The organism is Actinomyces provencensis, from assembly GCF_900155435.1.
Lineage (GTDB): Bacteria > Actinomycetota > Actinomycetes > Actinomycetales > Actinomycetaceae > Pauljensenia > Pauljensenia provencensis.
This window is the reverse complement of sequence record NZ_LT700212.1, coordinates 1,560,354-1,573,814: the sequence shown is the minus strand read 5'-3', so window position 1 is coordinate 1,573,814 and position 13,461 is coordinate 1,560,354. Positions and strand designations below refer to the sequence as shown.

The following is a 13,461-nucleotide window of genomic DNA, read 5'->3' as shown; positions in this document are numbered from 1 at the left end:
GGGTGCACCGCCTGCCGTGACGCCCCTCCATTGACGAGGGCGACGCCCCTGGGTGAGGGGCACGTCGCGAGCGGCGGTGCCCCGGCGCGTGTGGGGGCGGAGCGGGTGCTCGGGGTGGACCGGAAGCACGGGCGCCCCGGGCAGGGCCCGTGTGAAGGGGAGGCGGTTCGGTCGGGTCAGGGGAGAGGTGGCCGGGGGCCGAAGACGGCGCTCCCGACGCGCACGATGGTCGCGCCCTCGGCGATCGCCCACTCCAGGTCGGCCGACATCCCCATGGACAGTGCGAGGTCACCATCGGTGGTGCACAGGCGTTCGGCCGCGCTGTCGCGCACGTGGCGCAGGCGCGCGTAGCTCTCCCGCACCGCGGACTCCTCCGCGGAGTGCAGTCCGACGGTCATGAACCCGTGCAGGTAGAGGTGCGAGGCCATCTCCACGGCCGCGACGATGCCGGGTATGTCCTGGGGCGCGCATCCGTGCTTGGAGGGCTCACCGGAGGTGTTGACCTGGACGAACACGGGGAAACGACGTCCCACGCGGTGGTCGAGGCGTTCCACCAGCTCCGTGGAGTCCACGGTCTCGATGAGGTCCACGGCTCCCAGCGCCTGGTTGACCTTGTTGGACTGGAGGGGGCCGATGAGGTGGATGCGGGCCCCGGGGACCTCCCGGATCGCCTCGGCGGTGGCCCGTGCCTCCTGGACGCGGTTGTGGCCCAGCAGCACCGGGAGCTCGCGCTCGGCGAGCAGGCGGGCGGCTTCACGGCAGGTGTCGGGGGTGCGGGTCTTGACGGCGAGCTCAAGGACGCACCGGTCCCTGCGCCCGCACGCGTCCATGGCTGCCGTGATCCGACCACAGGTGTGATCGATGCGCTGTGCCAAGGTCATCCGACGATGTTACGCGGAACCCGTGCACGCATGCGCATCACGCAGGTCGCAGTGCCCGAGGAGCCGCTCACGTTCCCGGAGGCGTCGCCCGGGTCGTGCGGGGAGGACCCGGCGGGTCCGTCGGGGAGAGCTGCGGGGGAGGGAGGGCGACCGTGCCGGGGAGGGCCAAGGGGGAGGGACGGCGACCGTGCCGGGGAGGGGCGCGGGAGAGAACTGAGGGGGAGGGAGGGCGACCGGGCTGGGGAGGGGCGTGGGAGAGAACCGAGGGGGAGGGACGGCGACCGGGCCGGGGAGGGCCGACGGGGGAGGAGCATCGATCCCGCCGGGACAGGTCTGCGGGCATGGCCTCTTGTATCGGGCCGGGCAACCCGGGACAGGTCTGCGGGCGTGACCTCCCGTATCGGGCCGGGCGACGTCCCCCCAGCAGTGGGCTCCGGGGATGGGACAATGGACCAGCGCGGTACGACACCGTCCGGTGCGAGTGACGCACCGGCAGAGAAGGAGATCCTGATGCGCACCCTGCTCAACGTCATCTGGTTCCTGTTCGCAGGACTGGAGCTGTTCATCGCCTACGTGTTCTTCGGTGTGATCGCCTGCGTGTTCATCATCACCATCCCCGCAGGTGTCGCCTGCTTCCGGATGGCGGGGTACGTGGTGTGGCCCTTCGGACGTGTGGTGGTGGACAAGCCGGGCGCCGGCGTGGGTTCCGCCCTCATGAACGTCGTGTGGTTCCTGGTGGCGGGCCTGTGGCTCTCCATCGGACACCTCCTCACGGCCTTCGCCCAGGCGATCACCATCATCGGGATCCCCCTGGCCATCGCGAACGTCAAGCTGATCCCGGTCACCTGCTTCCCCTTCGGCAAGCAGGTCGTCGAGTCCCCGGGCGCGCGCCTGTTCTGAGGTCCGTGATGGCGAAGAAGAACAAGACCTCCGGCCCCACCCACGCCATTGAGGCCCTCGAAGCCGCAGGCGTGGCCTACACCGTCCACGAGTACGTCCACTCCGCGCGCTCCCGGTCCTTCGGGGAGGAAGCCGCGGAGCAGATCGGTGGTGACCCGGGGCGGATGTTCAAGACACTGCTCGTGCACTGCGCGGGCGGCTCACCCCACGAGGAGTACGTCGTGGCCGTCGTCCCCGTCGACCACCACCTCTCCATGAAGGCGATCGCGCGGGCCGCGGGTCACAAGAGTGCAGAGATGGCCGAGCCACAGGTCGCCCAGCGGCGCACCGGCTACGTGGTCGGTGGGATCTCCCCCCTGGGGCAGACCACCGCCCACCGCACCTTCATCGACGACTCCGCGCTCGACCACGAGACGGTGATGGTCTCGGGTGGGAAGCGGGGGATGTCGGTGGAGCTCTCGCCCCTGGACCTGGCCGAGGTCACGGGTGCCGACACCGCGGACCTGCGGGCCCTCGACTGAGAGAAGCGTGTCCGCGGGCCCGGAGCGACCACCCCGACGGGATCCGGCCCCACCTCGGACTGGACATGCCGCACCCGCCACGTCCGAGCCCAGTGCTCCCGGCCCTCCCAGTCCGAACCCAGCCCGACCACCTGTGACGCAGGGCCCGTCGCCGTGTGCCCCACGCACCGGGGTCGCGCCGCGCACTGGTACCGCCCCACGGGCAGCCACGTCGCCTCCGCCCGCTCCCACACGACGGGGCGCGTCTCCCCCTCTCGTTACGGGCTGGCACCGGCTGTAGGGGCACCCGGGTCTCGAACGGGACCCCGTCCCCCTCCTCAGCACCCACACGAGGCGCGGATGATCAGCTCCATCGGGAGGATCTGGGACGCGGGCCTCTCCCCGGGATCGAGGAGGGTGTCCAGTGCGGTCGCTGAGACCGCCTCGAAGGGCTGCCGCACCGTCGTCAGGGCCGGCCAGGAGAACTGGGACTCGCTGGTGCCGTCGATGGAGATGACGGCGACGTCCTCGGGGCAGCGCCGTCCCATCTCGTGGATCGTCTGGAGTGCGCCGATGGCGATGAGGTCAGAGCCCGCCAGGATCGCGGTGGGCGGGTCCTCTCCCTCCAGGAGCCGACGTGCACCTTCCGAGCCCCCACGCCTGTCCCACGTCGTCAGCGCGTAGGCGTGCGCGGGGAGTCCCTCCCGGTTGAGCACGGACTCCCAGGCGATGCGCCTGAAGTCGATCCTGGGCGCGGGCATCGCTCCGCCGATGTAGGCGATGCGCCTGTGACCGTGGTCGATGAGGTGACGGGTCGCGGCCTCCGTGCCCTGGCCCAGGTCGGGCCCGACGATGGGGAAGGCGTGTCCGACCGCGGCCTCGTGGATGACCACCCGGGGGACCCAGGTGTCGGCGATCGTGTAGCTCCTCTTGTTGTGGAGGAAGGCGAGGACGAGCAGCCCGTCGACACCGTGGTCGACGAGGTTGGTGATCATCTCGTACTCGCGGTCCGGGTCCTTGTTCGTCAGGGCGAGGAGGACGGAGCGATCGCGGCTGTGGGCGGCTGCGTCGATCGCACCGACGAACTCCGCGTAGAAGGGGTTCTCGATGTCGGGGACGACGACCCCGAGGAGGTGGGTGGCTCCCCGCTTGAGGGCGCGGGCGCTGCTGTTGGGACGGTAGTCGAGGACCTCGATGGCCCGGAGAACCCTCTCCCGCGTGGCCGGGGCGACGCCCCTGGGGCCACCGTTGACGACGTAGCTGACGACAGCTGTGCTCACCCCTGCCAGACGCGCGACATCGGCACGCGTGGTGGGGCGGCTTCGATCAATCGGGAGGGGATCCATCATCGGCACGCTAACACGGTCGATGCGGCCGGGAGGGCACCGCGGTGGCCATGGCGTCCGGTGCCCGTGTCAATCGGCGGACACAGTCGGCACAGGGGCTCACGAGGCGCGTGAGCGCGCCGTGTGGGTCGCCCTGTGTGCTCTGCCGAGGGATGCGATGACTGCGGTGACCGCCAGGGGGTCGGTCGGCCCGATGGGGACGACGGGCCGGGACGGCGCGACCGGGCCGGGTGGGTCCGACGCGCGAGGGCGCGCCTTCCCGAGGATGCCTGCACGTGGGCGACAAGTGCCATCGTTCCTCCCCATGACCGGGTCGAGAATCCACGAGAAGTCCGACGGCCACCGTTGGCGCGCGGGTGTGGACGTACGCAGAAGTCTACACGAGGAGAACTGGAGATATCGACACCAAATCGTTATCCACCGGCCGCGCGTGTGCGCGGATCTATTGCAGTAGATTGACGAGCACCGGTCGATCGGAGGGTTCATCCGGGGGCAAGGACGTCCCCGGGGCCGGGGGAGGGACCAGAGTCGGTTCCACCCACCCACACACTGACGCGAGACGGAATTGGGGCGATGATGCAATCTGACGTGAGCCTGGTGCATGGACGTGCGGGAGGCACCTCGCTGGTGCTCGCCGTCGATCCTGACGTCGCACCGCAGGTCATCTACTGGGGACCGGACCTGGGCGAGCTCCCGGGCGCCCTCGTCGAGGCCGTGGCGATCGCGAACACCGAGGCCCTGAGCGGCAACGCCCCGGGGGTCCCCGTGCGCGTGCCCGTCATCCCCGAGAACCGCACCGGATGGAACGGCAGACCCGGGCTGGTCGGGCACCGTGGGGCAGGCCGGGCCTGGAGCCCACGCCTGCTCACCGAGGACATCGACCTCGGGTGCGACCACGTCACCCACGACGGCAACGGCGTCGTCACCACGGGCCCGGGCACCTGGCGGGTCCTCACCCGCGATCCGCGCAGTGCCCTCAGCGTCCTCACCGAGATCGACCTCATGCCGGTGGGAATGGTGAGGATCCGGGCCCGGGTCGTGAACGAGGGAACGGAGGACTACGAACTCGAGGAACTCTCCGTCGCCCTCCCCCTGCCCCTGGAGGCGAAGGAACTCCTGGACTTCTCGGGACGGTGGGGACGGGAGCGTGCGCCCATCAGGGTGCCCTTCGAACTCGGGTGCAGGCTGCACGAGCAGAGGCGTGGGCGTACGGGCTTCGACGCGCCGATGATGATGTTCGCCGGCGAGGAGGGCTTCGGCTTCCGGAGCGGACAGGTCTGGGGCATCCACGCCGCCTTCTCCGGCAACCAGAGGGTGTGGGCCGAGAAGTGCCCCGACGGGCGCCAACTCATCGGCGGCGGGGAGCTGCTGCTGGCAGGGGAGATCTCACTGGGCGACGGAGAGGCCTACTCCTCGCCCTGGGTCTACTTCTGCCAGGCCCAGGGACTCGACGCCGCGGCCGGGCGCATACACTCCTGGCTGCGTTCCCGACCCGGACACCCCGGTGTGGAGCGCCCGGTCACGCTCAACGTGTGGGAGGCGGTCTACTTCGACCACGAGGTCGACCACCTCCGCCACCTGGCGGACAGTGCCGCGGAGATCGGGGTGGAGAGGTTCGTCCTCGACGACGGGTGGTTCCACGGCCGCCACGACCCGACAGCGGGCCTGGGGGACTGGTACCCCGACGAGCAGCACTGGCCCGACGGCCTGCGTCCCCTCGCGGACCGTGTCCACGAGCTGGGCATGGAGTTCGGGCTCTGGTTCGAACCGGAGATGGTCAACCCGGACTCGGACCTGGCCCGTGCACACCCCGAGTGGATCCTCGCGGCATCCGAGGACTGGCCCGTCGAGTGGCGCCACCAACAGGTGCTCAACCTGGCCATCCCGGAGGCCTTCGACCACATCCACGCCCGGATGACCCAGCTGGTCGGGGAGTACGGGATCGACTACATCAAGTGGGACCACAACAGGGACCTGCTCGAACCCGGCAACCAGCTGGCCGGTGGCCGCGCCTGCGTCCACGAACAGACACTGGCCACCTACCGACTCATGGACCTCCTCACCCAGGAGCACCCGGGCCTCGAGATCGAGAGCTGCTCCTCGGGGGGTGCCCGCATCGACCTGGAGATGGCGCAGCACGCCGTGAGGTTCTGGCCGTCGGACTGCATCGACCCGCTGGAGAGGCAGTCCATCATGAGATGGACGGAGCAGCTCATCCCCCTGGAGATGCTCGGCAACCACGTGGCCTCACCCAAGTCGCGGACCACCGGGCGTGTCAGTGCGCTCTCCTTCCGGGCGGGGACCGCGCTGTGGGGGCACTTCGGCGTCGAGTGGGACGTCTCCAAGGCCTCGCCGGAGGAACGCGCGGAGCTGGCCGAGTGGATCAGCTTCTACAAGGACCACCGGCACCTCCTGTTCACCGGCACCCTGGTGCGCGGGGACTCCGCGGAGGACTCCTTGTGGGTCCAGGGCGTGGTCTCCCCGGACCGTCGGGAAGGTCTCTTCGAGCTGACCACACGTCACCGCTCGGCGATCTCCCCGCGCGGACGCTTCCGCCTGCCGGGCCTGGACCCCGACACCAGCTACCGGGTCTCACCCGTCATCGTGGCGCAGCCGCCCGAGGGCCTCTTCCCTCCTCCCTGGTTCGGGGAGGACGGCGAGGGCGTCGTCATGACCGGGAGGATGCTCGATCTCTTCGGTCTGCACACTCCGAAACTCTTCACCGACCAGGTCCTCCTCTTCTCCGTCACGGCCGTGACCGGACCGGACGAGGACTGACACCACACGACACGGGCGGACGTCCACAGTCCTCGATGACGAGGATGCGCTCCGTCCCCACCAGGAAACTCTGAGAGGAAAAGTTGATGAGAAAGTCAATTGCCACTGCGACCCTGGTCCTCATGACCAGCGGCCTGGTTCTGGGAGCATGCTCGGGAGGCGCGGAGAGCGGAGCATCCGGCGACGCCGGAGGCAAGCTCGACATCTACCTGAACATGACCACGGGCAGCCCGGCGTACACCGAGATGAAGGCCATCGTCGACAAGTTCGAGCAGGAGACGGGCACCGACGTCGAGTTCACCATCGACTCGGCCGACGTCTTCCAGAAGGAGATGACGGTCCGGATGGCCTCCAACAACCTCCCGGACGTCTTCTCGACGCACGGGTGGTCCGTGCAGCGGTACTCGCCGTTCCTGGAGCCCCTCAACGACCAGCCGTGGATGCAGTACATGGACTCCGGACTGGACACCGCCATGAAGGATGCGGACGGCAATGTCTACGCGCTGCCGTTGGAGTACACGGTCACGGGGATCAGCGTGAACTTCGACGTCCTCTCCGAGGCAGGCGTCGATCCGGACTCCCTCACGTCGTGGGAGGCGTTCACCGATGCCCTCGGCAAGATCAAGGAGGCGGGGAAGACCCCGATCACCTGCGCGGGCAAGATCAGCGCTCCGGGCAACCTCGCCGACTTCATCGCCTCGGGTGCCTTCTCCGAGGACGAGCGCGAGTCGTTCAGGACCGGGGACTTCCTGTCCGAGGCGTGGCAGACCCGAGTCCTCGACCTCGCCAAGGAATGGGCCGACGGCGGGTACTTCAACCCCGACTACTCCTCCGCCACGGCCGATGACATGGCGAGCCAGATCGGACAGGGCCAGGCGGCCTTCGCCTTCGCCCAGCCGACACTGCTCGCGACCGCGCTGAGCTTCAACCCGAACGCGAACGTCGGGTTCATCCCGATCCCCTCGGGCATCGCTGACCCCTACCTGGTCGGCGGTGAGGGCGTCAACGCCTACGGTGTCGCCAAGGACTCCCCCAACAAGGAGGCAGCCCTGAAGTTCCTCGACTTCGTCGCACAGCCCGAGAACGCCAGCGCCATGGCCGAGGCGATCGGTTCCTACTCCGGCCTGACCAACGCCACGCCCGACCTGGGCACCCTGCAGTCCAGCTACGACAAGTGGGTCAAGCCGGGCGACCTCGTCACCGAACCCTTCTTCGACCGGGTCTACCTGCCCAACGGCATCTGGGCGACCCTCATCACCACCACCGACGCCGTGATCACCGGTCAGTCGGATCCGGCCACTGCGACCAATGACCTCAAGGACCAGTACACGACGCTGGGCGGCAAGGCAGAGTGAACGTCCCGGACCTGCGCCGACCGACGGTGTCCGGGCCGGCAGGTGCGTCCGGGACGCGACGGAGGGGAGAGGAGCACACCAATGAGTGCAACCGTGATTGACGGTGCAGCCGTCGGTCGGCGCAGGAGGGGCAGGTCCTGGAGGGGCCGGTCGATCAACCTGATGTACCTGCCGGCCCTGCTCCTGTTCGGCGTGTTCATGGTCTACCCGTTCGTCAACGGCATCGTGTTGTCGCTGACGAACTGGAACGGCTACTCGCCCACCAGGGACTTCGTCGGTGCGGACAACTTCCTGAGGATCTTCAGGGACTCGAACTTCGCCGTCGCCCTGAGGAACACGTTCATCTACGGTGTCGGCTCGACCCTGATCCAGCAGGTCTTCGGACTGGGGTTGGCCGTCCTCCTGGATCGCAACATCCGGGGGAGGAACGCCTACCGGGCGATCGTCTACCTGCCCGTCCTGGTCTCCCAGGTGGTCATGGGGACCATGTACTACCTCGTGTTCCGCTACCACCAGGGTGCCCTCAACGACATCCTCGGTGTCTTCGGGGTCCCACAGGTCGCATGGCTCAGTGACGCGAACTTCGCGATCGGCGTCATGGTGATGATCAACTCCCTGCAGTTCATGGGGGTGTCGATGCTGATCTACCTGTCCGGGCTCCAGTCGATTCCCGAAGAGGTCAAGGAGGCGGCGGCCCTGGACGGGGCGGTCGGGCTCACGCGGTTCTGGAGGATCACGGTCCCGCTGCTCCTGCCCGCCTTCGCCTCCAGCTGCGTGCTCAACCTGATCGGTGGACTGAAGCTGTACGACATCGTGCAGGTGCTCACCGGAGGAGGACCGGGGTACTCCACGAACTCGGTGTCCACGCTGATCGCGCGGACCTACTTCGAGGACCAGTCCGCAGGCTATGCGGCGGCGCAGGGAATCATCCTCTTCCTCGTCATCGCCGCCTTCACGGTGGTCCTGAACATGTGGTTCGACCGGCTCCGCCAGAACCAGGAGGGCTGATCCATGACCGGCAAGAAGTTCGGAATCGGTGCCGTCCTGGCACTCTTCTGCGCCGTGCAGTTGGTGCCGTTCTACCTGGCGGTGACGACGGCGTTCAAGAAGCAGAGCGACCTGTCCTCGGTGTGGTCCTTTCCGTTCTCGGCGGCGACCACGGACAACTTCCGGATGGCCGTGGAGGAGGGTGGTGTGCTGCGGGCGATGACCAACTCGGCCATCGTCACCGTCATCGCGACCGTCCTGACATGTGTGATCGCTGCGTTGGCCTCGTACCCGCTGGCCCGGCGACGCAGCACGTTCAACCGGGTCATCGAGGTCGTGATCCTCACGATCATGATGATCCCGCCCCTGAGCATCCTGGTGCCCCTCTACTCGATGCTCAACCAGCTCAACCTGCTCAACACCTATGCGGGCCTGATCCTGCCCCTGGTCTGTCTGGAGCTGCCGCGGGCGATCTTCCTCTACACCCAGTTCCTGCGGGCGGTGCCCATCACCCTGGAGGAGGCGGGGCGTGTGGACGGGGCGAACACACTCCAGATCTTCTCCAGGATCGTCATCCCCCTGTTGAAGCCCGTGACGGCCACGGTCGTCATCCTCACGTCCGTGTACGTCTGGAACGAGTTCGCGCTGAGCGCCTACATCATGAGCGGCAACAGGATGAAGACGCTCGCACCTGCGATCGCCTCGTTCTTCGGCGAGCAGGGCTCCCAGGTCAATGCCGCAGTGGCGAGCTCGCTGCTGGGCGTGCTGCCCGTCATCATTGCCTACCTGTTCCTGCAGAGGTACTTCATGAAGGGGATGCTGGCCGGCGCCGACAAGGGCTGAGCAGCAGGGCAGTGCCCCCTCCCGGGCGGGACGCACACATCGTGTGTGTGCCACCCGGGAGGGGGCGTCTGCGTGTGAGAGGTGTGCCCGTGCCCGCCCGGGGTGGTGTGGGGTGTGCCCGTGCCCGTGCCCGTGCCCGTGCCCGTGCCCGTGCCCGTGCCCGTGCCCGTGCCCGTCCGGAGTGGTGAGGGTGGGAGGAGCGGTGGTCCGGGTGACGTGCAGCGGTGGCCCTGCTGCGGGACGGTGGTGGTCGGTGGCCTAGAGACCGGGCGTGGCCGGCAACGCATCCTCCAGCGCGGCGAGGAGGTCCTGTCTCCACCATGCCCAGTCGTGTCCGCCCTCGACCCCGCCGACGTCGACGCTCCGTCCCGCCAGGCGGGGGTCCTCCCCGAGCAGCGCCGCGAGGGAGTGGGCGTCCTCGAGCATCGATCCCTCGAAGGCGCCCGAGCGGATGCGGAGGCTGCGCCACGCCGGCTCTCCCAACAGGGGGCCGGCGAGGTCGAAACGCCACAGGGACGGGGACTGGGCGAGCGCGCGCCCGACCTCGCCGTCGCCCAGGGCCACGGTCCACAGCGCCGCCAGCCCCCCGAAGCTCTGGCCCGAGACCAGCGTCGACGTCCCCCGTGTGTCCAGCGGAAGGATCGCCCGCAGGCGGGGGAGGAGCACGTCGAGGACGAAGTCCACCTGTGCCGTGGGGACACCGAGCTCGTCCCAGCGGCGTGACTCCTCGTGGGAGTCGACCATCGCCACGTGCAGGGGCGCCACGGCACCGGCGCCGATCGCGGCATCGAGCAGGTCGGGCAGGTGGAGTCCACGGGCCCACACCTGCCCGTCGAACAGGATGAGGAGGGGGGTGCCGGGTGCGGCATCGGGGGAGGCGCCGGGCGGGCAGTAGACCCAGACCCGCTGCTCGCCGTAGGTGGGGCCGGCGGGGAAGGTCATCTCTCGCACCTGACCGTGGGGGAACCCACCACCGCGTGCCTCGCGACGCAGGCCCTCGCGCGCAGCCGTCGGCCAGGGGTCGGCGGGCGCATCGGGCCCACTGGCCACACTCGCGGCCAATCCCTCCCGAGGTTCGATGAGTTCGCCGCCCCTCGGGTCCGGGCCCCCGGCCTCCAGCGCCGCGAGCCTGATCCTGCGACGCCCCTGCGCCGTGCGCCACGGCGGGGGAGCGTCCTGGTCCCACACGGCGATGCGGTACGAGGCGCGCCATGAGCGCGGCAGCCGCAGGGTGAGCGTCCAGAGGTCGGAACCCTCCAGGTGCGTGAACTCCGAGGCTGCGACATCGCGGTGGTCGAAGAGGGCATTGGCCCACAGGAGCACCGTGGTCGCGCCCGGCGCCTCGACGATCCAGGTGTAGAGGCACTCCCCACGGCCGGAGAAGTCCCGACGGCCGGAGGCGTCCCGACGGGCAGAGGAGTCCAGACGGGCAGAGGCGTCCCGACGGGGAGCGGGCCCCTCACGGCCGGCGGACCCCTCGGTGCCGGGGACGTCCCCGGCGCCGCTGCCACGATCCGATCCGGGGTGTCCCTCGTCGACGTCTGTCACCAAGGGGTTGCGGCGCGCGAGGACCACGGAGGCGAGGGCGGCCCGGGAGCGGGCGCCCGTGGAGGCGTCCTGGTGGAAGGTCTCCGCCCAGGCACGTTCCAGCGGCCCGGTGACGCGTGGGACGGGGTGGTCACGGCCGGGAACGGCGGGGTGGCGCTCGCGGTGGATGGTGCCGTGCCGGTCCGTCCAGGAGCGGGGCTCGTCGGAGGGTGCGGTTGCCCGGGTGCCGGAGGACCCGTCAGGGGTCGCGGACGGACCGCCTGCCCCTGCCGTCCCGGTCCCCGGGGTCCCGCCTGCCGCCTGTGCCGATCCTGCTGTCCCGGCTGCTGCTGCTGCCCCTGCTGCCCCTGCTGTCACCGCGCGCCGCCGGAGAACAGGTGGGCCAGGGCGTCACCGGTGAGGGCAGCGTCCTCGGGCAGCATGACGGAGGACTCGTCACGGACCCGGTCGTGGTCCGAGGACACCGCGTAGGAGGTCTCGGTGCTGCCTGCGTGCCAGTACCCGATGACCAGCTGGCCACTCCTCGGCACTCCCAGCGCACGGACCTCCCGGCGCAGTCTGCGCACCACGTGGGACTCCGCCGAGACCCAGACGAAGGCCTCCTCCAGTGCCACGGGCACCGTCGCGAGCTCGGCGCGGGCCTCCTGCGTGAGCAGCCCCGAGAAGGCGGCGGGGGTGCCGTCGCGGTGCAGCCAGCGCACCGTGACCCCCTCGGGGTGCGTCAGTTCCTGTTCGTCCCCGGGGCCGTCGACCTCCAGCAGTGCCACGCCGCGCTGGTGGGCGGGCAGCTGCTCGAGGATGGCGGAGGCCCCGGGCAGGCCGGTGTCGTCGGCCACCAGGAGGATCCAGAAGCAGGGCCCGGGCAGGCGGCCGCCGCCTCCCAGAGCACCGAGCCGGTCGCCGGGGCGCGCGTCCTCCACCCAGGCCGAGGCCAGTCCCTCGCGGCCGTGGCGCACGAAGTCGACGTCCAGCGTCGCCGCGTCCACGTCGAAGTCCCGGACCGTGTAGGTGCGCACCCGCTCGCGCTGTCCGGGGGCGAAGTCGTAGTGGTGCCCGTCCCCGGGGGTGGGGAGGTCCGGCGAGGCGCCCTCGTGGGGGAAGAGGAGCTTGATGTTGGGGATGCGGGGCGCGCGCAGGTAGTCGGCGACGCCCTCGCCCGCGAAGCGCACCCGGCGCATGCTGGCCGAGACGTCGTGGACGGCGGCGACCTCGATGAGGGCGGGCAGCCCGTCGGTGTCGTGGCTGTGGCTGTGGCTGTGGCTGTGGTCGTGGTGGTCGTTCATGCGCTCCTCCTGGAGTCGGGTCCGCCGGTGGGGATGACCCAGGGCCGTCCGGTGACGGGGTCGGGCAGGCACAGGCAGGGCACGTCGTAGACCTCCTCGATGAGGGCGGCGTCGACGACCTCCTCGGGCCGACCCTGGGCGATGACGCGCCCCTGCTTCATGACGATGAGGTGGCTGGCGTAGCGGAACGCCAGGTTGAGGTCGTGGAGCACTGCGACCAGTGTGTACCCGCCGCCCTCGTGGAGACCGCGGCACAGGTCCAGGACCTCCAGCTGGTGGGTGAGGTCCAGGAAGGTCGTGGGCTCGTCGAGCAGCAGCAGGGGGGTCTCCTGGGCGAGCACCAGGGAGAGCCACACGCGCTGCCTCTGCCCGCCCGAGAGCTCGTCCACGCGTCTCCCGGCGAGGTCGGTGACGCCGGTCGCGGCGAGGGCGTGGGCGACCGCCCGGTCGTCCTCGGGCGACCACTGGCGCAGCAGGGACTGGTGGGGGAAACGCCCGCGCGCCACCAGGTCGTGCACGGTGATCCCACTGGGGCTGGTGGAGCTCTGGGGCAGCAGGCCCAGGCGCCGGGCGATGGTCCGGGAGGGAAGGTCGCGGATGTCGCGTCCGTCGAGGACGACGCTGCCCTCCTCGGGGTCCAGCAGGCGGGACAGGGCGCGCAGCAGCGTCGACTTCCCGCACGCATTGGGGCCGATGATCGCCGTGAAGGAACCGTCGGGCACCTCCACGTCCAGGTGCTCGCTGACGGGACCGCGCCCGTATCCCAGGGTCAGGTCGTGGCCGGCGAGGGGGGTGGGTGTGAGGGGTGAGTCCGTCATGAGGACCTCCTGCATGGGGGGAGAGGGGGTTCGCCCGGGCGTCGTGCGGCCACCGGGTGCAGCCGGGTCGTCCCGGCGCCACAGGGACGAGGGCGGGGCCGGGTCCCGACGGCGGGGAGTGGGTCCGGGGTGGTGCCCCGTGGACGAGGGCGGGGCCGTGGAGCACGTGTCCCGGACGGACCGGGGTCGCCGCGGTGTGCACCGCGGGGGCGGTGGGGGCAC

General features: G+C 70.0%; 11 protein-coding genes. 6 read left to right on the top strand and 5 right to left on the bottom strand.

The window, feature by feature from the left end; all coding sequences use genetic code 11:
* Positions 1 to 176: 176 nt before the first annotated feature.
* Entirely contained in the window at positions 177 to 881 is a 705-nt protein-coding gene (locus BQ9890_RS07000) for a YggS family pyridoxal phosphate-dependent enzyme (RefSeq protein WP_075890363.1), read from the bottom strand.
* Positions 882 to 1,391: 510 nt separating this feature from the next.
* On the opposite strand from BQ9890_RS07000, the gene BQ9890_RS06995 reads away from it, so the two are divergent.
* Complete coding sequence (locus BQ9890_RS06995; protein ID WP_075892866.1) at positions 1,392 to 1,781, top strand: YccF domain-containing protein; 390 nt, start codon at positions 1,392 to 1,394, stop codon at positions 1,779 to 1,781.
* Positions 1,782 to 1,789: 8 nt separating this feature from the next.
* Positions 1,790 to 2,302, top strand: a complete 513-nt coding sequence (ybaK, locus tag BQ9890_RS06990) for a Cys-tRNA(Pro) deacylase (RefSeq protein WP_075890361.1) — start codon at positions 1,790 to 1,792, stop codon at positions 2,300 to 2,302.
* Between the two features lie 317 nt (positions 2,303 to 2,619).
* Here ybaK and BQ9890_RS06985 read toward each other — a convergent pair whose 3' ends face one another.
* Entirely contained in the window at positions 2,620 to 3,627 is a 1,008-nt protein-coding gene (locus BQ9890_RS06985; protein ID WP_075892864.1) for a LacI family DNA-binding transcriptional regulator, read from the bottom strand.
* A gap of 588 nt (positions 3,628 to 4,215) precedes the next feature.
* On the opposite strand from BQ9890_RS06985, the gene BQ9890_RS06980 reads away from it, so the two are divergent.
* The 4 genes from BQ9890_RS06980 (at position 4,216) to BQ9890_RS06965 (ending at position 9,590) form a co-directional block, all read left to right on the top strand.
* Complete coding sequence (locus BQ9890_RS06980) at positions 4,216 to 6,405, top strand: alpha-galactosidase (RefSeq protein WP_230297863.1); 2,190 nt, start codon at positions 4,216 to 4,218, stop codon at positions 6,403 to 6,405.
* Between the two features lie 86 nt (positions 6,406 to 6,491).
* Positions 6,492 to 7,760: an ABC transporter substrate-binding protein gene (locus BQ9890_RS06975; protein WP_078062292.1), complete on the top strand. Its 1,269-nt coding sequence runs from the start codon at positions 6,492 to 6,494 to the stop codon at positions 7,758 to 7,760.
* Between the two features lie 81 nt (positions 7,761 to 7,841).
* Positions 7,842 to 8,768: a carbohydrate ABC transporter permease gene (locus tag BQ9890_RS06970; RefSeq protein ID WP_078062291.1), complete on the top strand. Its 927-nt coding sequence runs from the start codon at positions 7,842 to 7,844 to the stop codon at positions 8,766 to 8,768.
* 3 nt (positions 8,769 to 8,771) lie between these two features.
* Complete coding sequence (locus BQ9890_RS06965) at positions 8,772 to 9,590, top strand: carbohydrate ABC transporter permease (protein WP_075890355.1); 819 nt, start codon at positions 8,772 to 8,774, stop codon at positions 9,588 to 9,590.
* A gap of 258 nt (positions 9,591 to 9,848) precedes the next feature.
* On the opposite strand, the gene BQ9890_RS06960 is transcribed toward BQ9890_RS06965, so the two are convergent.
* Genes BQ9890_RS06960 through BQ9890_RS06950 form a run of 3 tightly spaced genes read right to left on the bottom strand, consistent with a single transcriptional unit; the run spans position 9,849 to position 13,239 of the window.
* Complete coding sequence (locus tag BQ9890_RS06960) at positions 9,849 to 11,495, bottom strand: enterochelin esterase domain-containing protein (RefSeq protein WP_075890353.1); 1,647 nt, start codon at positions 11,493 to 11,495, stop codon at positions 9,849 to 9,851.
* Complete coding sequence (locus tag BQ9890_RS06955) at positions 11,492 to 12,421, bottom strand: siderophore-interacting protein (RefSeq protein ID WP_075890351.1); 930 nt, start codon at positions 12,419 to 12,421, stop codon at positions 11,492 to 11,494. The genes BQ9890_RS06960 and BQ9890_RS06955 overlap by 4 nt, the downstream gene beginning before the upstream one ends.
* A complete protein-coding gene (locus BQ9890_RS06950; protein WP_195907642.1) occupies positions 12,418 to 13,239 on the bottom strand; it encodes an ABC transporter ATP-binding protein in 822 nt (273 codons plus the stop codon). Before BQ9890_RS06950 ends, BQ9890_RS06955 begins: the two co-directional genes overlap by 4 nt.
* Positions 13,240 to 13,461 lie beyond the last annotated feature (222 nt).